The following is a 22310-nucleotide window of genomic DNA, read 5'->3' on the forward strand; positions in this document are numbered from 1 at the left end:
ATCCGGTGTCGTATCGAACGTCTTCGACCATCACGCAGCTCTAAGGAGAGTCATCGAGAGATGGCCGGTCCCGCATTCCGCGCCGCAGCCGTAAGGGTGCGCGTCCCCGCCACCAGCGCCAACCTCGGCCCCGGCTTCGACGCCCTCGGCCTGTCGCTGGGGCTCTACGACGACGTCGTCGTCCGGGTCGCCGACACCGGGCTGCACATCGACATCGCGGGCGAGGGCAGCGAGACGCTGCCGCGTGATGAGAACCACCTGCTCGTACGGTCCCTGCGCACCGCCTTCGACCTGCTCGGCGGGCAGCCGCGCGGCCTTGAGATCGTGTGCGCCAACCGCATCCCGCACGGCCGCGGCCTCGGCTCCTCCTCGGCCGCCATCTGCGCGGGCATCGTCGCCGCGCGCGCCGTGACCATAGGCGGGGAGTCGAAGCTCGACGACACGGCCCTGCTGGAGCTCGCGACCGAGATCGAGGGCCACCCCGACAACGTGGCGGCCTGTCTGCTCGGCGGTTTCACCCTGTCCTGGCTGGAGGCCGGCGCCGCACGGGCGATCAGGATGGACGCCGCCGATTCCATCGTTCCGGTGGTTTTCGTGCCCGGGAAGCCGGTCCTCACCGAGACCGCGCGCGGCCTGCTCCCGCGCACCGTGCCGCACGTCGACGCCGCCGCCAACGCGGGCCGTGCCGCCCTGCTCGTCGAGGCCCTCACCCGGCGCCCCGAGCTGCTGCTGCCCGCCACAGAGGACCGTCTCCACCAGGAGTACCGTGCGCCCGCCATGCCGGAGAGCGCCGCGCTGGTGGAGCGGCTGCGGGCCGACGGAGTCCCGGCAGTCATCTCCGGAGCAGGACCCACCGTGCTCGCGCTGGCCGACGCCGACAGCGCCGACAAGGTGGCCGATGTGGCAGGCGAGGGCTGGGCCGCGAACCGGCTCGAGCTCGACGCCCAGGGGGCGAGCGTGCTGCCGCTCGCCACCTGACACACGGTTGCCGGATTTCGAGAGGGGGAATGTTTGTTGGATCCGGTAGTGTTAACCTCAAGTCTGCACCCGACCCCACCATGGCGAGGTGCTTCGTGTCCCAGTCCGGGACAGACATTCTTCCGGGAGCCTCCCAAGCCACTCTGTGTTCCGTACGACGTATGTGGGCAGTACGTCGTACGCGGGCGCTGAGCGACTTGCCGGGCACGCTCCGGAATCGGTGCTACCGAGCCACGTGACACTGACACCGGGTGCCACGGCCCAGGTTCCGGGAAGCGCCATCCCAGATATTGCCTCCGCCGCCATGTGGCGGACCACCGCCCCGGCACGGTCCAGACAGCAAGGGCCGAAGTCGGAAGCACAACCGGTCGCCGAGCCAGACAGGCCGACGTCCGCTCCAGGGAAGGACCCTTCGTGAGCGACACCACCGATCTGATGGGCGCACGTGTCGAGGAGACTGCTGCCGCGCCCGCCACGGACGCCTCCGCGCCTGCCACCGGTGCAGGCTCCCGGCGGCGCCGCGGTACCGGCCTCGACGGCATGGTGCTGGCCGAGCTGCAGCAGGTCGCATCCGGCCTCGGCATCAGGGGCACGGCGCGTATGCGCAAGAGCCAGCTGATCGAGGTCATCAAGGAGGCGCAGGCCGGGGGAGGTGCCGCCGCTCCCGCCAAGTCCGCGGACGCCGCCGCCGACACCAAGCCCAAGCGCCGCGCCACCTCCAGGTCCCGCACGGGCGACGACGCGGCCGACGCCGCGGAGAAGAAGGCGGCCGCCCCGGCCGAGAAGGCCACGGCCCAGCAGCAGATCGAGATTCCCGGCCAGCCGGCCGGCGGCCCCTCCCGCGACGCGTCGGAGGACGCTCCCGCCGAGCGCCGCCGCCGTCGCGCCACCGCCGAGGCGGGCAGCCCCGAGACGGTCACCGCCGAGGCCAAGAGCGAGCCGAAGGCCGAGACGCCCGCCCCGCAGACGCAGGGCGAGAGCAGGGGCGACGCCGGCGGTGACGGCGAGGGCCGTGGCCGCCGCGACCGCCGTGACCGCGGCCGGGACCGTGACCGCGGGGACCGCGGCGATCGCGGTGACCGTGGCGATCGCGGTGACCGCCGTGGCAACAAGGGCGACGACCAGCAGGGCCAGCGCGGCCAGCAGAACCAGCAGGGCGGCGGCCGTCAGGACCGCCAGCGCGACAACGGCCCGCAGGACGACGACGACTTCGAGGGCGGCCGCCGTGGCCGTCGCGGCCGCTACCGCGACCGTCGTGGCCGTCGCGGCCGTGACGACATGGCCGGCGAGCCGCAGATCTCCGAGGACGACGTCCTGATCCCGGTCGCGGGCATCCTGGACATCCTCGACAACTACGCGTTCATCCGGACCTCCGGCTACCTGCCGGGCCCGAACGACGTGTACGTCTCCCTCGCCCAGGTCCGCAAGAACGGTCTGCGCAAGGGCGACCACATCACCGGTGCGGTCCGCCAGCCCAAGGAGGGCGAGCGCCGCGAGAAGTTCAACGCGCTGGTGCGTCTCGACTCCGTCAACGGCATGGCGCCCGAACACGGCCGCGGCCGCCCGGAGTTCAACAAGCTGACCCCGCTCTACCCGCAGGACCGCCTCCGTCTGGAGACGGACCCGGGCGTGCTGACAACCCGCATCATCGACCTCGTGTCGCCGATCGGTAAGGGCCAGCGCGGTCTGATCGTGGCCCCGCCGAAGACCGGCAAGACCATGATCATGCAGGCGATCGCCAACGCGATCACGCACAACAACCCCGAGTGCCACCTGATGGTCGTCCTCGTCGACGAGCGTCCGGAAGAGGTCACCGACATGCAGCGGTCGGTCAAGGGCGAGGTCATCTCCTCGACCTTCGACCGCCCGGCCGAGGACCACACCACGGTCGCGGAGCTCGCCATCGAGCGCGCCAAGCGCCTGGTGGAGCTGGGTCACGACGTCGTCGTACTGCTCGACTCCATCACGCGTCTGGGCCGTGCGTACAACCTCGCGGCGCCCGCCTCCGGCCGCATCCTGTCCGGTGGTGTCGACTCGACCGCCCTGTACCCGCCGAAGCGCTTCTTCGGTGCGGCCCGCAACATCGAGGACGGCGGCTCGCTGACCATCCTCGCCACCGCGCTGGTGGACACCGGGTCCCGTATGGACGAGGTCATCTTCGAAGAGTTCAAGGGCACGGGCAACGCCGAGCTCAAGCTCGACCGCAAGCTCGCCGACAAGCGGATCTTCCCGGCGGTGGACGTCGACGCGTCCGGCACCCGCAAGGAGGAGATCCTGCTCGCCAGCGACGAGCTCGCCATCGTCTGGAAGCTGCGCCGGGTGCTGCACGCCCTCGACCAGCAGCAGGCGGTCGAACTGCTCCTCGACAAGATGAAGCAGACCAAGTCGAACGCCGAGTTCCTGATGCAGATCCAGAAGACGACCCCGACGCCGGGCAACGGCGACTGAGCCTCGGCTTCTGTCGAAAGGGCGCTCCCGTGACGGGGGCGCCCTTTTGCGTGGTCCTTTGCGTCACCGACTCGCGAGATCTTTGCCACAAGAGTCCTGGTGGGCGGCGTTTCCGGCAGTGCGACCACGGTGGCTGAAACCGCAGGTGAGAAAGTTACAGCCGTAAACATATGTGACGTTCTGTGCCCAGGCGTCCACGGTATGGGCACAGTGCGCTGTGCAACCCTTTCTCGGGTTTCTCCGTCTGACCGGATGGAGTGACGATGGTGCGATACGACCCGTATCGACCGGCCTGACCCAGGCTTCAGGGGGTAATCGACCGTACGAGAACGAGGAGCACATGTCCGCCGAGAGCACGCCGGGACCCGGCATACCGGGAACCCCCGGCACCAACGGCCCGCGCAACAGCGCCAAGGGCCGTCGCCGCAAGCCCCGCAGCAGGCGCCAGAAGGGCCTCATGATCACGGCCTGGGTCGCGGCGGGGATCGTCGTGCTCGGCGGTACGGGCGCGGGGTACGTGTACTTCAAGCTCAACGGCAACATCAAAAGCGTCGACATCGACTCGGCGCTCGGCACGTCCCGCCCGACGAAGGTCGACAACGGCTCGGAGAACATCCTCGTGCTCGGCTCGGACTCCCGCGCCGGCGGCAACAAGAAGCTCGGCGGCGGCGCGGACGACGGCTCGGCCCGCTCCGACACCGCGATGGTCGTGCACGTGTACAAGGGCCACAAGAGGGCCAGCGTGGTCTCCATCCCGCGCGACACCATCATCGACCGCCCCGAGTGCACCGACACCCACGGCGACACGCATCCCGCCGCCCAGGGCGTGATGTTCAACTCCGCCTATTCCACGGGCGGTGCGGCCTGCGCGGTCAAGACCGTCGAGTCCCTCACGGACATCCGCATGGACCACTATCTCGAGGTCGACTTCAAGGGCTTCGAGAAGCTCGTCGACGAGCTCGGCGGCGTCCCGGTCACCACGACCAAGGACATCAAGGACCCCGAGAGCCATCTGGACCTCAAGGCCGGCACCCACACGCTCGACGGCGAACAGGCCCTCGGTCTGGTCCGCACCCGGCACGGCGTCGGCGACGGCTCCGACCTCGGCCGCATCCAGCTCCAGCAGGCCTTCATCAAGGCCCTGGCCGACCAGGTCAGGCACCTCGGCGTCTTCACCAACCCGAAGAAGCTCTACGACCTCGCCGACACCGGCACCAAGACCGTCACCACCGACTCCGACCTGGGCTCGGTCAACTCCCTGATGTCCTTCGCGAACGGCCTCAAGGGCATCAGCTCGTCGAAGATGACCATGGTCACGATGCCGGTCCAGTACGACCCGGCCAACCGCAACCGCGTCATCGTCGAGCAGACCAAGGCCGACCAGGTCTGGACGGCCCTGAAGCACGACCGGGCCATCCCGAGGTCGGCGACCGAGGGCACGGCCACGGGCGATGCGAAGGGCGTCGTCGACGCCGGCTGAGGGCCCCTGCGGGCCGTACGGAATAGAACACCCGAACCCCCGGTTTTGGGGGATGGCCCCAGTCCTGGCAGACTGGTACGTCGGCTCCGGTTCACGTGGCAGCAATCCGCGGCTGCGACCCGGCGCCCTCCCGAAACTAGGAGACACCTTGAAGCGCGACATCCACCCCGAATACGTCGAGACGCAGGTCAGCTGCACCTGTGGCGCGTCGTTCACCACCCGCAGCACGATCTCCAGCGGCACCGTCCGCGCCGAGGTCTGCTCCGAGTGCCACCCGTTCTACACGGGCAAGCAGAAGATCCTCGACACCGGTGGCCGTGTGGCCCGCTTCGAGGCCCGCTTCGGCAAGGCTGCCGGCTCCAAGAAGTAGCGAGCTCCAATCCGCCGGTCCACGGCCGCGCCCTTCACAGGCGTGCCGGGACCGGCGTTTTTGGTCGCCCGCCTTTCCGCCGTACGTATTTCAGGAGCCCAAGATGTTCGAGGCCGTCGAGGAACTCATCGGTGAGCACGCCGACCTGGAGAAGAAGCTCGCCGACCCGTCGGTCCACGCCGACCAGGCCAACGCGCGCAAGCTGAACAAGCGCTACGCCGAGCTCACCCCGATCGTCGCCACGTACCGCTCCTGGAAGCAGACCGGCGACGACATCGAGACCGCGCGCGAACTCGCCGCCGACGACCCGGACTTCGCCGCCGAGGTGAAGGACATGGAGAAGCAGCGCGAGGAGCTCACCGAGAAGCTGCGCCTGCTGCTGGTCCCGCGCGACCCCAGCGACGACAAGGACGTCATCCTGGAGATCAAGGCCGGTGCCGGCGGTGACGAGTCCGCGCTCTTCGCCGGGGACCTGCTGCGCATGTACCTGCGCTACGCCGAGCGCGTCGGCTGGAAGACCGAGATCATCGACGCCACCGAGTCCGAACTGGGCGGCTACAAGGACGTCCAGGTCGCCGTGAAGACCAAAGGCGGCCAGGGCGCCACCGAGCCCGGACAGGGCGTGTGGGCCCGACTGAAGTACGAGGGCGGCGTGCACCGCGTGCAGCGGGTGCCGGCCACCGAGTCCCAGGGCCGTATCCACACCTCCGCCGCGGGCGTCCTGGTGACCCCCGAGGCCGAGGAGGTCGACGTGGAGATCAACCCCAACGACCTCCGCATCGACGTCTACCGCTCCTCCGGGCCCGGCGGGCAGTCCGTGAACACCACCGACTCCGCCGTGCGCATCACGCACATCCCGACCGGAGTCGTCGCCTCCTGCCAGAACGAGAAGAGCCAGCTGCAGAACAAGGAGCAGGCACTGCGTATCCTGCGCTCCAGGCTGCTCGCGGCGGCGCAGGAGGAAGCGGAGAGGGAGGCAGCGGACGCCCGCCGCAGCCAGGTCCGCACCGTCGACCGCTCCGAGAAGATCCGCACGTACAACTTCCCGGAGAATCGCATTTCGGACCACCGCGTGGGCTTCAAGGCGTACAACCTTGACCAGGTCCTCGACGGCGACCTCGACGCGGTCATCCAGGCCTGCGTCGACGCGGACTCGGCGGCGAAGCTGGCCGCCGCATAACGTCCGTACGCACGACCCAGTACGACACGGAGGACTTGCGTGAACCTGCTGCTCGCAGAGGTGGCACAGGCCACCCAGCGGCTGGCCGACGCCGGCGTGCCCTCGCCGCGCAACGACGCGGAGGAGCTCGCCGCGTTCGTGCACGGCGTGAAGCGGGGCGAGCTGCACTCCGTGAAGGACGCGGACTTCGACGCCCGCTACTGGGAGGTCATCGCCCGGCGCGAGCAGCGTGAGCCGCTGCAGCACATCACCGGGCGGGCCTACTTCCGCTATCTGGAACTCCAGGTCGGCCCGGGCGTGTTCGTGCCGCGGCCGGAGACCGAGTCCGTGGTCGGCTGGGCCATAGACGCCGTGCGCGCCATGGACGTCGTGGAACCCTGCATCGTCGACCTGTGCACCGGCTCCGGCGCCATCGCGCTCGCCCTCGCCCAGGAGGTCCCGCGCTCGCGCGTGCACGCCGTGGAGCTGTCCGAGGACGCCTTCGGCTGGGCCCGCAAGAACGTGGCGGGCTCCAGGGTCGACCTGCGCCAGGGCAACGCCCTCGACGCCTTCCACGACCTCGACGGCCAGGTCGACCTGGTCGTCTCCAACCCGCCGTACATCCCGCTGACCGAATGGGAGTACGTCGCCCCCGAGGCCCGGGACTACGACCCCGAACTCGCCCTGTTCTCGGGGCCGGACGGGCTCGAACTCATCCGCGGTCTGGAGCGGACCGCACACCGGCTGCTGCGCCCGGGCGGCGTCGTCGTCATCGAGCACGCCGACACCCAGGGCGGCCAGGTGCCGTGGATCTTCACCGAGGAGCGGGGCTGGGCCGACGCGGCCGACCACCCCGACCTCAACAAACGCCCCCGGTTCGCGACCGCCCGCAAGGCGCTGCCGTGACCGCCCCGCAGACCCTTTCCCGGATGTACGTGTACGAGGAGGCCCGCTAGACATGGCTCGGCGATACGACACCAACGACGCGACCGACCGCACCACCGGTCTGCGCGAGGCCGCGTCCGCCGTGCGCCGGGGCGAACTCGTGGTCCTCCCGACCGACACGGTGTACGGCATCGGCGCGGACGCCTTCTCCTCGGAGGCCGTCGTGGACCTGCTGGAGGCCAAGGGCCGCGGCCGCAACATGCCCACCCCGGTGCTGATCGGCTCCCCGAACACCCTCCACGGTCTGGTCACGGACTTCTCCGAGATGGCCTGGGAGCTGGTCGACGCCTTCTGGCCGGGCGCGCTCACCCTCGTCGCCAAGCACCAGCCGTCGCTGCAGTGGGACCTGGGGGACACCCGGGGCACGGTCGCCGTGCGCATGCCACTGCATCCGGTCGCCATCGAGCTGCTCACCGAGGTCGGGCCGATGGCCGTCTCCTCCGCCAACCTCTCCGGGCACCCGGCGCCGGAGGACTGCGACGCCGCGCAGGAGATGCTCGGCGACTCCGTCTCCGTCTACCTCGACGGCGGCCCGACCCCCGGAAACGTCCCGTCGTCCATCGTCGACGTCACGGGCCGGGTGCCGGTGCTGCTGCGCGAGGGCGCACTGTCGCCGGAGGAGCTGCGCAAGGTCGTACCCGACCTCGAGGTGGCCAATTGACAGCCCCTGACGCGGGGCGTGGCATAGGCAACGGGGAACGGGCGACGGAGATCACGACAACGTTTGTCGGACTCCCACGCGACTGCTTCCGCATCCTCCACGTCAGCACCGGAAACGTGTGCCGCTCGCCCATCACCGAGCGGCTGACCCGGCATTACGTGACGCAGCGCCTCGGCGTCCTGGGCGGCGCGCTGATCGTGGAGAGCGCGGGCACCTGGGGCCACGAGGGCGCGCCCATGGAGACCAACGCGGAGCGGGTGCTCGCCGAGTTCGGCGCGGACGCGACCGGCTTCACCGGCCGTGAGCTGCTCGACGAGCACGTCATCATGGCCGACCTCGTCCTGACGGCGACCCGCGACCACCGTCAGCAGGTCATCTCCATGGGCCACTCGGCGGGCCTGCGCACCTTCACCCTGAAGGAGTTCACCCGCCTGGTGCGGGCGATCGACCCCGCGACCCTGCCCCCGCTGGAGGACGGCGTGGTCGCGCGCGCACGCGCCCTGGTCCGCGCCGCCGCCGCTCTACGCGGGTGGCTGCTGGCCCCGACCGCCGAGGCGGACGAGGTCTACGACCCCTACGGCGCCCCGCTGACCTTCTTCCGCTCCATCGGCGACGAGATACACCAGGCACTGGATCCGGTCGTCACGGCGCTCACCGGCGTACGCGCAAGGATGTAACAACCGCGCGGCACCAGGTTGACGGGCCTACATTGGTCGTACGTCACCACGGAGGCGAACCGCCCGCAATCCCCGTCGCCGGGAGCCCACCATGCCGGTCACCCACGCCCCTGAGACCGCCGACGCCCTGCTGCGGCAGGACCCCGAGCTGGCCGAGATCCTGCTCGGGGAACTCGACCGGCAGTCGACGACGCTGCAGCTCGTCGCCGCCGAGAACTTCTCCTCGCCCGCGGTCCTCGCAGCCCTCGGCTCCCCGCTCGCCAACAAGTACGCCGAGGGCTATCCGGGCGCCCGGCACCACGGCGGCTGCGAGATCGTCGACGTGGCCGAGCGCCTGGCCGTGGAGCGGGCGAAGGCCCTGTTCGGCGCCGAGCACGCCAACGTCCAGTCGCACTCGGGCTCTTCGGCCGTCCTCGCCGCCTACGCGGCGCTGCTGCGGCCCGGCGACACCGTCCTCGCCCTCGGCCTGCCCCACGGCGGCCACCTCACGCACGGCTCGCCCGCCAACTTCTCCGGCCGCTGGTTCGACTTCGTCGGCTACGGCGTCGACGCCGAGACCGGGCTCATCGACTACGACCAGATGCGCACCCTCGCCCGCGCCCACCGCCCCAAGGCGATCGTGTGCGGGTCCATCGCCTATCCGCGCCACATCGACCACGCCTTCTTCCGCGAGGTCGCCGACGAGGTCGGGGCGTATCTCATCGCCGACGCCGCGCACCCCATCGGCCTGGTCGCCGGGGGAGCGGCGCCCAGCCCGGTGCCGTACGCCGATGTCGTGTGCGCGACCACGCACAAGGTGCTGCGCGGGCCGCGCGGCGGAATGATCCTGTGCGGCGCCGAGCTCGCGGAGCGGGTCGACCGGGCCGTCTTCCCGTTCACCCAGGGCGGCGCGCAGATGCACACCATCGCCGCGAAGGCCGTCGCGTTCGGCGAGGCGGCGACGCCGGACTTCGTGACGTACGCCCATCAGGTGGTCACCAACGCACGGGTGCTCGCGGCCCGGCTCGCGGCGGAGGGCCTGGTCGTCACCACCGGCGGCACCGACACCCATCTGATCACCGCCGACCCGGCGCCCCTGGGCGTGGACGGGCGCACCGCGCGCGGGCGGCTCGCGGCGGCCGGAATGGTGCTCGACTGCTGCGCGCTGCCGCACGGCGACGCCCGCGGCCTCAGGCTCGGCACGGCCGCGGTGACCACCCAGGGGATGGGAGAGGAGGAGATGCAGTGGATCGGCGCCCTGTTCGCAGCGGTGCTGCGGGGCGAGACGGAGACCCAGAAGGCGCGCGACGAGGTGCGTGAGCTGACCGGTAGATTTCAGCCGTACACCAGCTGAGCGAGGGTATGCGCACCTGTGTGCACCCGGGTGCAGCCTGCGTGCACAGGCACGCGTGCAACCATCGTCGCTACCCGGAAGTCCCCACTCATATGCGTCCCTCGCTAGGGTGTGGGGCTGAGATGGCCAGCGAGACCTGTGGGGAAGCCTGTGCGTGAATACCTGCTGACGCTCTGCGTCACGGCCGCGGTGACCTACCTGCTGACAGGGCCGGTACGGAAGTTCGCGATCGTGGCCGGAGCCATGCCGGAGATCAGGGCCCGTGACGTGCACCGGGAACCCACTCCGCGCCTCGGCGGTATCGCGATGTTCTTCGGCCTGTGCGCGGGCCTGCTGGTCGCGGACCATCTGACCAACCTCAGCGAGGTCTTCGAGAAGTCGAACGAGCCGCGGGCGCTGCTCTCCGGAGCGGCGCTCATCTGGCTGATCGGCGTGCTGGACGACAAGTTCGAGATCGACGCCCTGATCAAGCTCGGCGGCCAGATGATCGCCGCCGGCGTCATGGTCATGCAGGGCCTGACGATCCTGTGGCTGCCCATCCCGGGCGTCGGCAGCGTGGCGCTCACCCAGTGGCAGGGCACCCTGCTGACGGTGGCGCTCGTCGTCATCACCATCAACGCGGTCAACTTCGTCGACGGCCTCGACGGCCTCGCCTCCGGCATGGTGTGCATCGCGGCCTGCGCGTTCTTCCTGTACGCCTACCGGATCTGGTACTCGTACGGCGTCGAGGCGGCCGCTCCGGCGACGCTGTTCGCCGCGATCCTCATGGGCATGTGCATCGGCTTCCTGCCGCACAACATGCACCCCGCGCGGATCTTCATGGGCGACTCCGGCTCGATGCTGATCGGCCTGGTGCTGGCGGCCGGCGCGATCTCCATCACGGGACAGGTCGACCCGGACGCCCTGAAGCTGTTCGTCGGATCCGAGAAGGCGGCCGTGCACCAGACGGTGCCCGTCTACATCCCGCTGCTGCTGCCGCTGACGATCATCGCGGTGCCGACCGCGGACCTGGTGCTCGCCATCGTGCGCCGCACCTGGCGCGGCCAGTCGCCGTTCGCGGCCGACCGCGGGCATCTGCACCACCGGCTGCTGGAGATCGGCCACTCGCACAGCCGGGCCGTGCTGATCATGTACTTCTGGTCGGCGCTGATCGCGTTCGGCGCGCTCGCCTATTCGGTCAACTCGGCGTCCATGTGGATCGTCCTGGGCGTCGTGATTCTCAGCGCGGTGGGCCTCGCCCTGCTCCTGCTGCCCCGCTTCACGCCGCGCGCCCCGCGCTGGGCCGAGCACTTCGTGCCCCCGCGCTACCGCCGCAGCACGGCGGTGGCGGACCCCGAGCCGGAGCCGGCGCAGGCCGCCGAGTCCGAGGAGGAGCGCGCCCCGGTGGCCGCGGGGGTGGCCTCAGTCAACGGAGCGACGGCCCTGGGCCGGCGGAATGCCGGAACCTCGCGCTGACTTCGGCGTCGACTCGGCAAGGTAAGAATCTGACTAGAGCATTGCCAAGTCGTGGGGGAGCAAAGTTCCCTAATACCAGACAAAGCACCCCGGTTTCTGCACAGACGCGCGCTATCACTCTCATGTGTGACAGCTGGCACACCTTCTAGGTAAAGACCGCATCAAATAGTTTGTGATAGCGTTCACTACCAGTTGAAGGAAGCGCCGAAAGGCCTTGGCGGAACGGTCCTTTGGCCCGAAGCGCCCACACCTCCTCGCGTTAGCCTCTGCACTGCACCGGGTGACCGACCAGTGACACCCGGTCACCAGTCTCGACCCCCACTTCCGTTGGAGCCGTCCGCATGCAGCCAAACGACGTCCGGATCCTCCGGGGAGCAGCGATCATCGCCGCCCCCGTGGGCATCGTCGCCACCGTTGTCAGCGCGGTCGTCGCCGGTGAGAAGGGTCTCGTCGGCGGACTGGTGGCCCTCGCGGTGGTGGCCGGCTTCTTCGGACTCGGCTCCGCCGCCCTGATGCGCCTCACGCAGGACAAGCCCCAGGTGGCGATGACGGCCGGACTGCTCGTCTACACCGTGCAGATGCTGCTCATCGGTGTCTTCGTCATCGCCTTCAGCGACACCACGTTGTTCAACGGCCGGGCCTTCGCCCTGAGCCTGCTGGCCACCGCCCTGGCGTGGGTCGGCGGACAGGTGAAGCAGAGTCTCACCAGCCGCATGCTCTACGTGAACCCCGAGCCGTCCGTGCCTGCCAAGGAGGCGGACCCGGTCAAGGCGGAGTCGCGTGATGCGGCGTAGGGGGCACGTAAAGGCGATACATGCCTATCTGCTATCGTCCGGAAGCGCTTCCGGTGGGGGGTCCTTCCGCTTCTCGAGCGGGGCAGGACACAGCCTCCACGGCCGCCGGCGCACTCGGACCGTCAGCTGTGATGACAGCACGGAATCCGAGCGGCCGGGCCCTCGGCGGATGCGCCCCACGGACTGCGGCGGCACCGTCACACCACCACGTCCCCAGTGCCGATCAGCGGCCTCACCAGCCGCGCTGACACACAAGGTTGCCGTTACTTATGCGTCACGACGAAGGAGTCACGGGTGAGTGCCCACATGCTGCTCGCTGAAAGCGGCTGCCACATCAATGCTGACTGTGCCTTCCCCGCGCCGGGCCTTCACTCGTTCAACTTCGAGCCGATCTTCAGCGTCGGCGGCTTCGACTTCACGAAGCCGATGCTCCTGACGATCATCTGCATGCTGGCCGTGATCGGCTTCTTCGCCGCCGCGTTCCGCAAGCCGAAGCTGGTCCCCGGGAAGATGCAGCTCGTCGGCGAGATCGGTTACAACTTCGTCGCCCGCAGCATCGCCCTCGAAGTGATCGGCAAGAAGGGCAGCAAGTACGTCCCCTTCCTCACGTCGGTCTTCTTCTTCGTGTGGATCATGAACGTGATGTCCATCATCCCGCTGGCGCAGTTCCCGGCGACCTCGCGCTTCGCGTACCCGGTCGTGCTCGCCGCGCTGGTCTACGTCACGTACATGTTCCTGACGTTCAAGACGCACGGGTTCAAGGGCGGCGTCAAGAACCTGGTCTGGCTGGACGGTCTGCCCAAGCCCCTCATCCCGCTGATCGTCCTGCTCGAGTTCTTCTCGAACGTGATCCTGCGCCCGTTCACCCTCGCGGTGCGGCTGTGGGCCAACATGTTCGCCGGCCACATGCTGATCGTGATGTTCAGCGTGGCGACCTGGTACCTGCTCACTCCGTCGATCATGTCGGCCGTCGCCGGTGGTTCGTTCCTGCTGGCGCTCGCCATGACCACCCTGGAGGTTCTGATCCAGTTCCTTCAGGCGTACATCTTCACGCTCCTCGCCTCGATCTACATCCAGGGAGCGCTGGAAGAGGGTCACTGACCCGCACTGCATCCCCGTATCACCGCCGCTGGGAAGCCCTCCCAACGGACCGCATCGCACACATCACAAAAGGAAGACAGGGAAATGTCTGCCGAGCTCGTTAACCTTGCTGCCGCTTCCGTCGCGGGTCGTATGGGCGCCATCGCCTACGGTCTCGCCGCCATCGGCCCCGGTGTCGGCATCGGTCTGGTCTTCGGTCACTCCATCGAGGCCATGGCCCGTCAGCCCGAGGCCATGCCGATCATCCGCACCAACATGTTCCTGGGCTTCGCGCTCTGCGAGGTGCTGGCACTGCTCGGCCTGGTCGTCCCCTTCGTCTTCAGCAGCTGACGACCAGTAGCCACTCTCGACGAAAGGTTCAGACATGATGGCCTTCCTGGCTGCGGAGGGAGCGGAGAATCCGCTCATCCCCGCCACCCCGGAATTGATCGTCGGCCTGATCTGCTTCTTCATCGTCTTCGGCGTCCTCGGCAAGAAGCTCCTGCCCAACATCCAGAAGACCCTGGAGGAGCGGCACGACGCGATCGAGGGCGGCCTGGAGCGTGCGGCGGAGGCGCAGGCCGAAGCCACGCAGATCCTTGAGCAGTACCGGGCTCAGCTGGCCGAGGCCAGGCACGAGGCCGCACGCCTGCGCCAGGAGGCGACCGAGCAGGGCGCCACGATCATCCAGGAGATGAGGGCGGAAGGCCAGCGGCAGCGCGAGGAGATCATCGCCGCCGGGCACGCCCAGATCGAGGCGGACCGCAAGGCCGTGGTGGCCGCGCTCCGTCAGGACGTGGGCAAGCTCGCCACGGAGCTGGCCGGCAAGCTGGTCGGTGAGTCCCTCGAGGACCACGCCCGGCAGAGCCGTACGGTCGACCGCTTCCTCGACGGTCTCGAGGAGAGCGCGGCGAAGGCCGAGGCCAGGCCATGAACGGAGCTAGCCGCGAAGCGCACGCAGCCGCGCGAGAGCGTCTGGAGGCGCTGACCGACTCCTCGTCGGTCGACGCCGGGCAGCTCGCCGAGCAGCTGGCCGCCGTCACCGAGTTCCTCGACCGCGAGGTCGCCCTGCGGCGCGTCCTGACCGACCCGGTGCAGTCCGGCGAGGCCAGGGCCGAGCTCGCGACCCGGCTGCTGACCGGCCACGTCGACGGCCCCGCCCTCGACCTGGTCACCGGCATGGTCCGGGCCCGCTGGTCGCGCTCGCGCGACCTCGTCGACTCGGTGGAGGAGCTCGCTGCCTCCGCCGACCTGACGAAGGCTCAGCAGGGCAACACGCTCGACGACGTCGAGGACGAGTTGTTCCGGTTCGGCCGGATCGTCCAGTCCAGTGCCGCACTGCGTGCCGCGCTGACCGACCGGGCGGCCTCGACCGAGGCCAAGAGCGAGCTGCTGCACAGCCTGCTCGGCGGCCGGGCCAACCCGGTCACGGAGCGCCTGGTCGTGCGCCTTGTGACTCGGCCGCGGGGACGTAGCCTGGAGGCAGGCCTCGAGGCCATGTCCAAGCTCGCCGCGGCGCGCAGGGACAGGGCGGTGGCCGTCGTCACCTCGGCGGTTCCGCTCACGGACGGACAGAAGCAGCGTCTCGGCGCTGCGCTGGCGAAGCTGTACGGACGCCAGATGCATCTGAACCTGGACGTGGACCCCACGGTCCTCGGCGGGATCTCCGTACGGGTCGGCGAAGAGGTCATCGACGGCACGATCACGGAACGCCTCGCGGAGGCGTCCCGGCGGTTGGCCGGCTGACGGCCACCCGACCGACAAGAAGAACAGCGGCCCGGTTGGGTCGTGCAGAAATTGCAGAAGATTGCTGGGGGCCCGCGGCACAGCCGCTGAGGGAAACAGCCCCAGACCCCCAAAGACTTCGGGCCCAACAAGGAGAGCAGGGAACCCAGATGGCGGAGCTCACGATCCGGCCGGAGGAGATCCGGGACGCGCTGGAGAACTTCGTCCAGTCGTACAAGCCGGACGCGGCCTCGCGCGAGGAGGTCGGTACGGTCACCCTTGCCGGCGACGGCATCGCGAAGGTCGAGGGCCTTCCCTCGGCCATGGCCAACGAACTGCTGAAGTTCGAGGACGGCACCCTCGGTCTTGCGCTGAACCTGGAAGAGCGTGAGATCGGTGCGGTCGTCCTCGGTGAGTTCAGCGGCATCGAGGAGGGCCAGCCGGTGCAGCGCACCGGTGAGGTGCTCTCGGTCGCCGTGGGCGAGGGCTACCTCGGCCGCGTCGTCGACCCGCTCGGCAACCCGATCGACGGTCTCGGCGAGATCGAGACCAGCGGTCGCCGCGCCCTCGAGCTGCAGGCCCCCACGGTCATGCAGCGCAAGTCGGTGCACGAGCCGATGGAGACGGGCTACAAGGCCGTCGACGCGATGACCCCGATCGGCCGCGGCCAGCGTCAGCTGGTCATCGGTGACCGCCAGACCGGCAAGACCGCCCTGGCCGTCGACACGATCATCAACCAGCGCGACAACTGGCGTACCGGCGACCCGTCGAAGCAGGTCCGCTGCATCTACGTCGCCATCGGTCAGAAGGGCTCCACGATCGCCTCCGTGCGTGGCTCCCTCGAAGAGGCCGGCGCGCTGGAGTACACGACCATCGTCGCCGCCCCGGCGTCCGACCCGGCCGGCTTCAAGTACCTTGCGCCGTACACCGGTTCGGCCATCGGTCAGCAGTGGATGTACGAGGGCAAGCACGTCCTGATCATCTTCGACGACCTGTCGAAGCAGGCCGACGCCTACCGCGCCGTGTCCCTGCTGCTGCGCCGCCCGCCGGGCCGTGAGGCCTACCCCGGTGACGTCTTCTACCTGCACTCCCGTCTGCTGGAGCGCTGCGCGAAGCTCTCCGACGACATGGGCGCCGGCTCGATGACCGGTCTGCCGATCGTCGAGACCAAGGCCAACGACGTCTCGGCGTTCATCCCGACCAACGTCATCTCCATCACCGACGGCCAGTGCTTCCTGGAGTCCGACCTGTTCAACGCCGGCCAGCGCCCGGCCCTGAACGTCGGTATCTCGGTCTCCCGAGTCGGTGGCTCCGCCCAGCACAAGGCGATCCGCCAGGTCTCCGGCCGACTCCGTGTCGACCTCGCCCAGTTCCGTGAGCTGGAGGCGTTCGCCGCCTTCGGTTCCGACCTGGACGCCGCCTCCAAGGCCCAGCTGGAGCGCGGTCAGCGCATGGTCGAGCTGCTCAAGCAGCCGCAGTACCAGCCGATGGCCACCGAGGACCAGGTCATCTCCATCTGGGCCGGCACCACCGGCAAGATGGACGACGTCCCGGTCGGCGACATCCGCCGCTTCGAGAAGGAGCTCCTCGAGTACCTGCACCGCAAGGAGCAGGGCCTGATGACCTCCATCAAGGAGGGCGGCAAGATGTCGGACGACACCCTGCAGGCCATGGCCGACGCGGTCGCGGAGTTCAAGAAGCAGTTCGAGACCGCCGACGGGAAGCTGCTCGGCGAGGACGCTCCTGCCGCTGCCGCCAAGTGACGTAAGGAAGGGACCTGACTCATGGGAGCCCAGCTCCGGGTCTACAAGCGTCGCATCCGATCCGTCACCGCGACCAAGAAGATCACCAAGGCGATGGAGATGATCGCCGCCTCGCGCGTCGTCAAGGCGCAGCGCAAGGTGACCGCCTCCACGCCCTACGCGACCGAGCTCACCCGCGCGGTCACGGCCGTCGGTACGGGTTCGAACACCAAGCACCCGCTGACCACGGAGGTGGAGTCGGCGAGCCGCGCCGCGGTGCTGCTCCTGACGAGCGACCGTGGCCTGGCCGGCGCCTTCAACTCCAACGCCATCAAGGCGGCGGAGCGCCTCACCGAGCGTCTCGAGGCCGAGGGCAAGCAGGTCGACACGTACATCGTCGGCCGCCGCGGCATCGCCCACTACAACTTCCGCGAGCGCGCGATCGCGCACACGTGGACCGGTTTCACGGACGAGCCCTCGTACGCGGACGCGAAGGAGATCGCGGGGCCGCTCATCGAGGCCATAGAGAAGGACACGGCGGAGGGCGGCGTGGACGAACTCCACATCGTCTACACCGAGTTCGTCTCGATGATGACGCAGACGGCGGTCGACGGCCGCCTGCTGCCGCTCCGCCTCGAGGACGTGTCCACCGAGTCGTCGGCGGCCACCGGCACGGAAGCGCCCGCCAAGGGCCAGCCCCGTCCGCTCTACGAGTTCGAACCGTCGGCGGAGGACGTCCTCGACGCCCTGCTGCCGCGCTACGTCGAGAGCCGTATCTACAACGCGCTGCTCCAGTCGGCTGCCTCCAAGCACGCCGCCACCCGCCGCGCGATGAAGTCGGCGACCGACAACGCGGGCGAGCTGATCAACACGCTCTCCCGCCTTGCCAACGCGGCCCGCCAGGCCGAAATCACCCAGGAAATCAGCGAGATCGTCGGTGGCGCCAGCGCCCTGGCCGACGCGACCGCGGGGAGTGACAAGTAATGACGACCACTGTTGAGACGGCCGTTGCCACGGGCCGCGTCGCCCGGGTCATCGGCCCGGTCGTCGACGTGGAGTTCCCCGTCGACGCGATGCCGGAGATCTACAACGCGCTGCACGTCGAGGTGGCCGACCCGGCCAACGCCGGCGAGAAGAAGACGCTGACCCTGGAGGTCGCCCAGCACCTGGGTGACGGCCTGGTCCGCACCATCTCCATGCAGCCCACCGACGGTCTGGTCCGCCAGGCCACGGTGACCGACACCGGCTCGGGCATCAGCGTCCCGGTCGGCGACTTCACCAAGGGCAAGGTGTTCAACACCCTCGGTGAGGTGCTGAACGTCGACGAGTCCTACGACGGCGAGCGCTGGTCCATCCACCGCAAGGCCCCGGCGTTCGACCAGCTCGAGTCCAAGACCGAGATGTTCGAGACCGGTCTGAAGGTCGTCGACCTGCTGACCCCGTACGTCAAGGGCGGCAAGATCGGTCTGTTCGGTGGTGCCGGTGTCGGCAAGACCGTGCTGATCCAGGAAATGATCATGCGTGTCGCCAACCTCCACGAGGGCGTCTCCGTCTTCGCGGGCGTGGGCGAGCGCACCCGTGAGGGCAACGACCTCATCGCGGAGATGGAAGAGTCCGGCGTTCTGGACAAGACCGCGCTGGTCTTCGGTCAGATGGACGAGCCCCCGGGCACCCGTCTGCGCGTCGCGCTGGCCGGCCTGACCATGGCCGAGTACTTCCGTGACGTCCAGAAGCAGGACGTGCTGTTCTTCATCGACAACATCTTCCGCTTCACGCAGGCCGGTTCCGAGGTCTCCACGCTGCTCGGCCGTATGCCGTCCGCGGTGGGTTACCAGCCGAACCTGGCCGACGAGATGGGTCAGCTGCAGGAGCGCATCACCTCCACGCGTGGTCACTCGATCACCTCGATGCAGGCGATCTACGTCCCCGCGGACGACCTGACCGACCCGGCCCCGGCCACCACCTTCGCCCACCTCGACGCGACGACGGTGCTCTCCCGTCCGATCTCCGAGAAGGGCATCTACCCGGCCGTGGACCCGCTGGACTCCACGTCCCGCATCCTGGACCCGCGCTACATCGCGCAGGACCACTACGACGCCGCCATGCGCGTCAAGACGATCCTGCAGAAGTACAAGGACCTCCAGGACATCATCGCGATCCTCGGTATCGACGAACTGGGCGAGGAGGACAAGCTCGTCGTCCACCGTGCCCGTCGTGTGGAGCGCTTCCTGTCCCAGAACACCCACGCCGCCAAGCAGTTCACCGGCGTCGACGGGTCGGACGTCCCGCTGGACGAGTCGATCGCCGCGTTCAACGCGATCTGCGACGGCGACTACGACCACTTCCCCGAGCAGGCGTTCTTCATGTGCGGTGGCCTGGAGGACCTCAAGGCCAACGCCAAGGAGCTGGGCGTCTCCTGAGCCGCAGGCTCACTGGAGGGGGCGGGCGCGTCCCGCCCCCTCTGTCACGCCCACTAGACTTGTAACCGACACCCGGCGAAACCGCCGGGTGGTGACCAGAGGAGCCACCCTTGGCTGCTGAGCTGCACGTCGAGCTGGTCGCTGCCGACCGCCAGGTCTGGTCCGGTGAGGCCCGTCTGGTCGTCGCTCGCACCGCGTCCGGCGACATCGGAGTCATGCCCGGTCACCAGCCGCTGCTCAGCGTGCTGGAGTCGGGCCCTGTGACCATCCGTACGAGTGATGGTGGAACGGTCGTTGCCGCGGTGCACGGCGGTTTCATCTCGTTCGCGGACAACAAGCTGTCGCTGCTGGCGGAGGTCGCCGAGCTCGCGGACGAGATCGATGTCCAGCGTGCCGAGCGGGCGCTCGACCGCGCGAAGTCGGATGCCGACGCCTCCGCCGAGCGTCGCGCGGACGTCCGACTGCGGGCGGCGACGGCGCGCTGATACCGCTGCAGGTGTGAACACATCACTCAGCCGCGGCCGGCCCGGAGCAATCCGGTGCCGGCCGCGGCTGAGGCAGATGTAGGTGTCTTTTCCGTTTCATTACCTAGTGTCGAACGTAGTTCCACTACCTGGGAGACGAGGAGGTCGGTGTCGATGGTCCTCGCTCTGACTGTGTGCGGAATCGTCGTGGCCCTGGTGGTGCTGGGGCTGTTCGTCTTCGGCCTGCGCCGCAGACTCATCCAGCGCTCCGGCGGCACCTTCGACTGTTCGCTGCGCTGGGACGTCCCGGAGAAGCCCGACACCAGCGGAAAAGGCTGGAGTTACGGCGTCGCCCGCTACAACGGCGACCGCATCGAGTGGTACCGCGTCTTCTCCTACGCCTACCGCCCGCGCCGCACCCTGGAGCGCGCCGCCATCGAGGTCGTCGGCCGCCGTCTGCCGGAGGGCGAGGAGGAGCTGGCGCTGCTCTCCGACTCCGTCGTCCTGACCTGTCTGCACCGGGGCACGCGCCTCGAACTCGCCATGAGCGACGACGCGCTGACCGGTTTTCTCGCGTGGCTCGAAGCAGCCCCGCCCGGTCAGCGCGTCAACGTCGCCTGAGAGCCGTAACTCCCTTACGACAGACCGCTGTTGATGGCGCTCACCAGCTCGCCGTTGCTGGTGTCACCGCTGAACTCCCAGAAGAACGCGCCGCCGAGGCCCTGGGACTTGGCCCAGCTCATCTTCCCGGCGATCGTCGACGGGGTGTCGTAGGACCACCAGTTGCTGCCGCAGTGCGCATACGCCGTTCCCGCGACCGTGCCGGTGGCCGGGCAGGACGTCTTGAGCACCTTGTAGTCCTCGATGCCCTGCTCGTACGTGCCGGCCGCCGGACCCGTCGCCGTGCCGCCCGGGGCGTCCTGGGTGACGCCGGTCCAGCCGCGGCCGTAGAAGCCGATGCCGATGAGCAGCTTCTTCGCGGGCACGCCGATCGCCTTGAACTTGGCCATCGCGTCGGCCGTGGTGAACCCGGCCTTCGGGATGCCGGAGTACGAGGTGAGGGGGGAGTGCGGGGCGGTCGGGCCCTGCGCGTCCCAGGCGCCGAAGAAGTCGTACGTCATGACGTTGTACCAGTCGACGTACTGGGCGGCGCCCGCGTAGTCCGCGGCCTCGATCTTGCCGCCGGCCGAGCCGTCCGCGGTGGTGGCCGCGGTGACCAGGTTGTTGGAGCCGAACTTGGCGCGCAGCGCCTGCATCAGGTTCTTGTAGGCCGCGGCGCCGCTGGTGTCGCAGCTCAGGCCGCAGGCGTTGGGGTACTCCCAGTCGATGTCGATGCCGTCGAAGACATCGGCCCAGCGCGGGTCCTCGACCAGGTCGTAGCAGGACTGGGCGAAGGCGGCCGGGTTCTTCGCGGCCTCGCCGAAGCCGCCGGACCAGGTCCAGCCGCCGAAGGACCACAGCACCTTGATGTTCGGGTACTTGGCCTTGAGCTGGCGCAGCTGGTTGAAGTTGCCGCGCAGCGGCTGGTCCCAGGTGTCGGCGACGCCGCTGACGGACTGGTCGGCGGTGAAGGCCTTGTCGTAGTCGGCGTAGGAGTCGCCGATCGCGCACTTGCCGCCGGTGACGTTGCCGAAGGCGTAGTTGATGTGGGTGATCTTCGCGGCCGAGCCGGACGTCACCAGATTCTTGACGTTGTAGTTGCGGCCGTAGATGCCCCACTCGGTGAAGTAGCCGAGCTTGACCTTGTCGCCGGTGGTGGGCGGCGGGTCGGTGGTGCCGCCGGTGGTGTGCACGGCGACGGCGCCGCTCGCCGGGCCGGTCTGGTCGGCGGTGTCACGGGCCCGGACCGTGTAGGAGTAGTCGGTGCCGGCGGTGAGGCCGGTGTCCGTGTACGAGGTCGTGGTGACCGTGGCGACCTTGGCTCCGTCGCGCAGGACGTCGTAGTTCTTGACGCCCTTGTCGTCGGTGGCCGCGCTCCAGGAGAGCTTCACCGAGGTGTCGGTGACGGAGGAGGCGGTGGGGGTGCCGGGCGCGGAGGGTGCCGCGTCGCCGGGGACCGTGGTGCCGTCACAACTGTCGCCGTTGAGCTTGCAGTTGGAGGGGGAGCCGGAGCCGGTGCCGTTGAAGCCGAAGGAGACGGAGGCACCGGGTGCGAGGGTGCCGTTGTAGGACTTGTTCTTGGCGGTCCAGTGGGTGCCGGAGCTCGTGACGTCCGCGTCCCACGCGGAGGTGACGGCCGTACCGGAGGGGAAGTCCCACTCGACGGTCCATGAACTGATGCTGCTGGTCCCGGTGTTCTTGACGGTCCACTGACCGCCGAAGCCGGTGCCCCAGTCCTGGGTCTTGGTGTAGGTGGCGGTGGCGTTCGCCGCGGCCTCGGCTGGGCTCGCGAGGCCGACCAGGCCCGCCAGGGGGAGCAGCAGGGTCGCGAACCCTGCCGCGGCTCTGTGTCTGAAGCGCATACTGCGCCTCCCTCGTGTAAGGGGATGAGGGCGCAACTGAGCCTTCGCGCCCACGGTGCCGCGAGAATAGAAAGGTCTGGACCACCGGTCAATAGGTCTGTACCAATTGACGGATGT

Annotated in this window: 21 protein-coding genes; 20 read left to right on the top strand and 1 reads right to left on the bottom strand. The window is 69.0% G+C overall.

Features of this window, described 5'->3' with window-relative positions; genetic code table 11:
* Window positions 1–60: 60 nt before the first annotated feature.
* From thrB to MQN93_RS26075, 20 genes are all read left to right on the top strand, one after another.
* A complete protein-coding gene (gene thrB / locus MQN93_RS25980) occupies window positions 61–978 on the top strand; it encodes a homoserine kinase (RefSeq protein WP_016438253.1) in 918 nt (305 codons plus the stop codon).
* Window positions 979–1392: 414 nt separating this feature from the next.
* Window positions 1393–3426, top strand: a complete 2034-nt coding sequence (gene rho, locus MQN93_RS25985) for a transcription termination factor Rho (protein WP_242711464.1) — start codon at window positions 1393–1395, stop codon at window positions 3424–3426.
* Between the two features lie 340 nt (window positions 3427–3766).
* The gene (locus MQN93_RS25990; protein ID WP_016438251.1) at window positions 3767–4906 is read left to right on the top strand and encodes an LCP family protein; all 1140 of its coding nucleotides are present in this window, start codon (window positions 3767–3769) and stop codon (window positions 4904–4906) included.
* Between the two features lie 148 nt (window positions 4907–5054).
* Window positions 5055–5276 (top strand): 50S ribosomal protein L31, encoded by a 222-nt coding sequence (gene rpmE, locus MQN93_RS25995; RefSeq protein WP_016438250.1) that lies wholly within the window; start codon window positions 5055–5057, stop codon window positions 5274–5276.
* A 103-nt stretch (window positions 5277–5379) separates the two neighbouring features.
* A complete protein-coding gene (gene prfA / locus MQN93_RS26000) occupies window positions 5380–6456 on the top strand; it encodes a peptide chain release factor 1 (protein ID WP_016438249.1) in 1077 nt (358 codons plus the stop codon).
* Between the two features lie 39 nt (window positions 6457–6495).
* Window positions 6496–7341, top strand: a complete 846-nt coding sequence (gene prmC / locus MQN93_RS26005; RefSeq protein ID WP_016438248.1) for a peptide chain release factor N(5)-glutamine methyltransferase — start codon at window positions 6496–6498, stop codon at window positions 7339–7341.
* Window positions 7342–7393: 52 nt separating this feature from the next.
* Complete coding sequence (locus MQN93_RS26010) at window positions 7394–8041, top strand: L-threonylcarbamoyladenylate synthase (RefSeq protein ID WP_016438247.1); 648 nt, start codon at window positions 7394–7396, stop codon at window positions 8039–8041.
* Window positions 8038–8718 (top strand): arsenate reductase/protein-tyrosine-phosphatase family protein, encoded by a 681-nt coding sequence (locus MQN93_RS26015; protein WP_242711465.1) that lies wholly within the window; start codon window positions 8038–8040, stop codon window positions 8716–8718. The genes MQN93_RS26010 and MQN93_RS26015 overlap by 4 nt, the downstream gene beginning before the upstream one ends.
* A 91-nt stretch (window positions 8719–8809) precedes the next feature.
* On the top strand, window positions 8810–10051 hold the full coding sequence (glyA, locus tag MQN93_RS26020) for a serine hydroxymethyltransferase (RefSeq protein WP_016438245.1): 1242 nt from the start codon (window positions 8810–8812) through the stop codon (window positions 10049–10051).
* A 150-nt stretch (window positions 10052–10201) separates the two neighbouring features.
* Window positions 10202–11506, top strand: a complete 1305-nt coding sequence (locus tag MQN93_RS26025) for an MraY family glycosyltransferase (RefSeq protein WP_016438244.1) — start codon at window positions 10202–10204, stop codon at window positions 11504–11506.
* Between the two features lie 341 nt (window positions 11507–11847).
* Entirely contained in the window at window positions 11848–12300 is a 453-nt protein-coding gene (locus MQN93_RS26030) for a hypothetical protein (RefSeq protein ID WP_016438243.1), read from the top strand.
* A gap of 294 nt (window positions 12301–12594) precedes the next feature.
* Window positions 12595–13401, top strand: coding sequence for a F0F1 ATP synthase subunit A (atpB, locus tag MQN93_RS26035; RefSeq protein WP_016438242.1), 807 nt, complete (start codon window positions 12595–12597; stop codon window positions 13399–13401).
* 84 nt (window positions 13402–13485) lie between these two features.
* Complete coding sequence (gene atpE, locus MQN93_RS26040) at window positions 13486–13731, top strand: ATP synthase F0 subunit C (protein ID WP_016438241.1); 246 nt, start codon at window positions 13486–13488, stop codon at window positions 13729–13731.
* Window positions 13732–13768: 37 nt separating this feature from the next.
* Window positions 13769–14314, top strand: a complete 546-nt coding sequence (locus MQN93_RS26045; protein ID WP_037783816.1) for a F0F1 ATP synthase subunit B — start codon at window positions 13769–13771, stop codon at window positions 14312–14314.
* Window positions 14311–15126: a F0F1 ATP synthase subunit delta gene (locus tag MQN93_RS26050; protein WP_016438239.1), complete on the top strand. Its 816-nt coding sequence runs from the start codon at window positions 14311–14313 to the stop codon at window positions 15124–15126. The genes MQN93_RS26045 and MQN93_RS26050 overlap by 4 nt, the downstream gene beginning before the upstream one ends.
* Before the next feature lie 149 nt (window positions 15127–15275).
* On the top strand, window positions 15276–16868 hold the full coding sequence (atpA, locus tag MQN93_RS26055) for a F0F1 ATP synthase subunit alpha (RefSeq protein ID WP_016438238.1): 1593 nt from the start codon (window positions 15276–15278) through the stop codon (window positions 16866–16868).
* A gap of 21 nt (window positions 16869–16889) precedes the next feature.
* Entirely contained in the window at window positions 16890–17831 is a 942-nt protein-coding gene (locus MQN93_RS26060) for a F0F1 ATP synthase subunit gamma (RefSeq protein ID WP_016438237.1), read from the top strand.
* Window positions 17831–19267, top strand: coding sequence for a F0F1 ATP synthase subunit beta (gene atpD / locus MQN93_RS26065; RefSeq protein WP_016438236.1), 1437 nt, complete (start codon window positions 17831–17833; stop codon window positions 19265–19267). The genes MQN93_RS26060 and atpD overlap by 1 nt, the downstream gene beginning before the upstream one ends.
* A 110-nt stretch (window positions 19268–19377) precedes the next feature.
* Complete coding sequence (locus MQN93_RS26070) at window positions 19378–19752, top strand: F0F1 ATP synthase subunit epsilon (protein ID WP_016438235.1); 375 nt, start codon at window positions 19378–19380, stop codon at window positions 19750–19752.
* A 153-nt stretch (window positions 19753–19905) separates the two neighbouring features.
* Window positions 19906–20352, top strand: a complete 447-nt coding sequence (locus tag MQN93_RS26075; protein ID WP_016438234.1) for a DUF2550 domain-containing protein — start codon at window positions 19906–19908, stop codon at window positions 20350–20352.
* A 14-nt stretch (window positions 20353–20366) separates the two neighbouring features.
* Here the strand turns inward: MQN93_RS26075 and MQN93_RS26080 are convergent, their stop codons facing one another.
* Entirely contained in the window at window positions 20367–22193 is a 1827-nt protein-coding gene (locus MQN93_RS26080; protein ID WP_242711466.1) for a glycoside hydrolase family 18 chitinase, read from the bottom strand.
* Window positions 22194–22310 lie beyond the last annotated feature (117 nt).

The sequence above is a fragment of the Streptomyces spinosisporus genome (genome assembly GCF_022698145.1).
GTDB lineage: Bacteria > Actinomycetota > Actinomycetes > Streptomycetales > Streptomycetaceae > Streptomyces > Streptomyces spinosisporus.

Bases quoted from the DNA above. Each gene is read 5' to 3' on its own strand.
- atpD (WP_016438236.1), top strand. From the start codon at position 17,831: ATGACGACCACTGTTGAGACGGCCGTTGCCACGGGCCGCGTCGCCCGG.
- MQN93_RS26060 (WP_016438237.1), top strand. From the start codon at position 16,890: ATGGGAGCCCAGCTCCGGGTCTACAAGCGTCGCATCCGATCCGTCACC.
- MQN93_RS26045 (WP_037783816.1), top strand. From the start codon at position 13,769: ATGGCCTTCCTGGCTGCGGAGGGAGCGGAGAATCCGCTCATCCCCGCC.
- MQN93_RS26050 (WP_016438239.1), top strand. From the start codon at position 14,311: ATGAACGGAGCTAGCCGCGAAGCGCACGCAGCCGCGCGAGAGCGTCTG.
- prfA (WP_016438249.1), top strand. From the start codon at position 5,380: ATGTTCGAGGCCGTCGAGGAACTCATCGGTGAGCACGCCGACCTGGAG.
- MQN93_RS26075 (WP_016438234.1), top strand. From the start codon at position 19,906: ATGGTCCTCGCTCTGACTGTGTGCGGAATCGTCGTGGCCCTGGTGGTG.
- glyA (WP_016438245.1), top strand. From the start codon at position 8,810: ATGCCGGTCACCCACGCCCCTGAGACCGCCGACGCCCTGCTGCGGCAG.
- atpE (WP_016438241.1), top strand. From the start codon at position 13,486: ATGTCTGCCGAGCTCGTTAACCTTGCTGCCGCTTCCGTCGCGGGTCGT.
- atpA (WP_016438238.1), top strand. From the start codon at position 15,276: ATGGCGGAGCTCACGATCCGGCCGGAGGAGATCCGGGACGCGCTGGAG.
- MQN93_RS25990 (WP_016438251.1), top strand. From the start codon at position 3,767: ATGTCCGCCGAGAGCACGCCGGGACCCGGCATACCGGGAACCCCCGGC.
- MQN93_RS26080 (WP_242711466.1), bottom strand. From the start codon at position 22,193: ATGCGCTTCAGACACAGAGCCGCGGCAGGGTTCGCGACCCTGCTGCTC.
- MQN93_RS26010 (WP_016438247.1), top strand. From the start codon at position 7,394: ATGGCTCGGCGATACGACACCAACGACGCGACCGACCGCACCACCGGT.
- thrB (WP_016438253.1), top strand. From the start codon at position 61: ATGGCCGGTCCCGCATTCCGCGCCGCAGCCGTAAGGGTGCGCGTCCCC.
- MQN93_RS26030 (WP_016438243.1), top strand. From the start codon at position 11,848: ATGCAGCCAAACGACGTCCGGATCCTCCGGGGAGCAGCGATCATCGCC.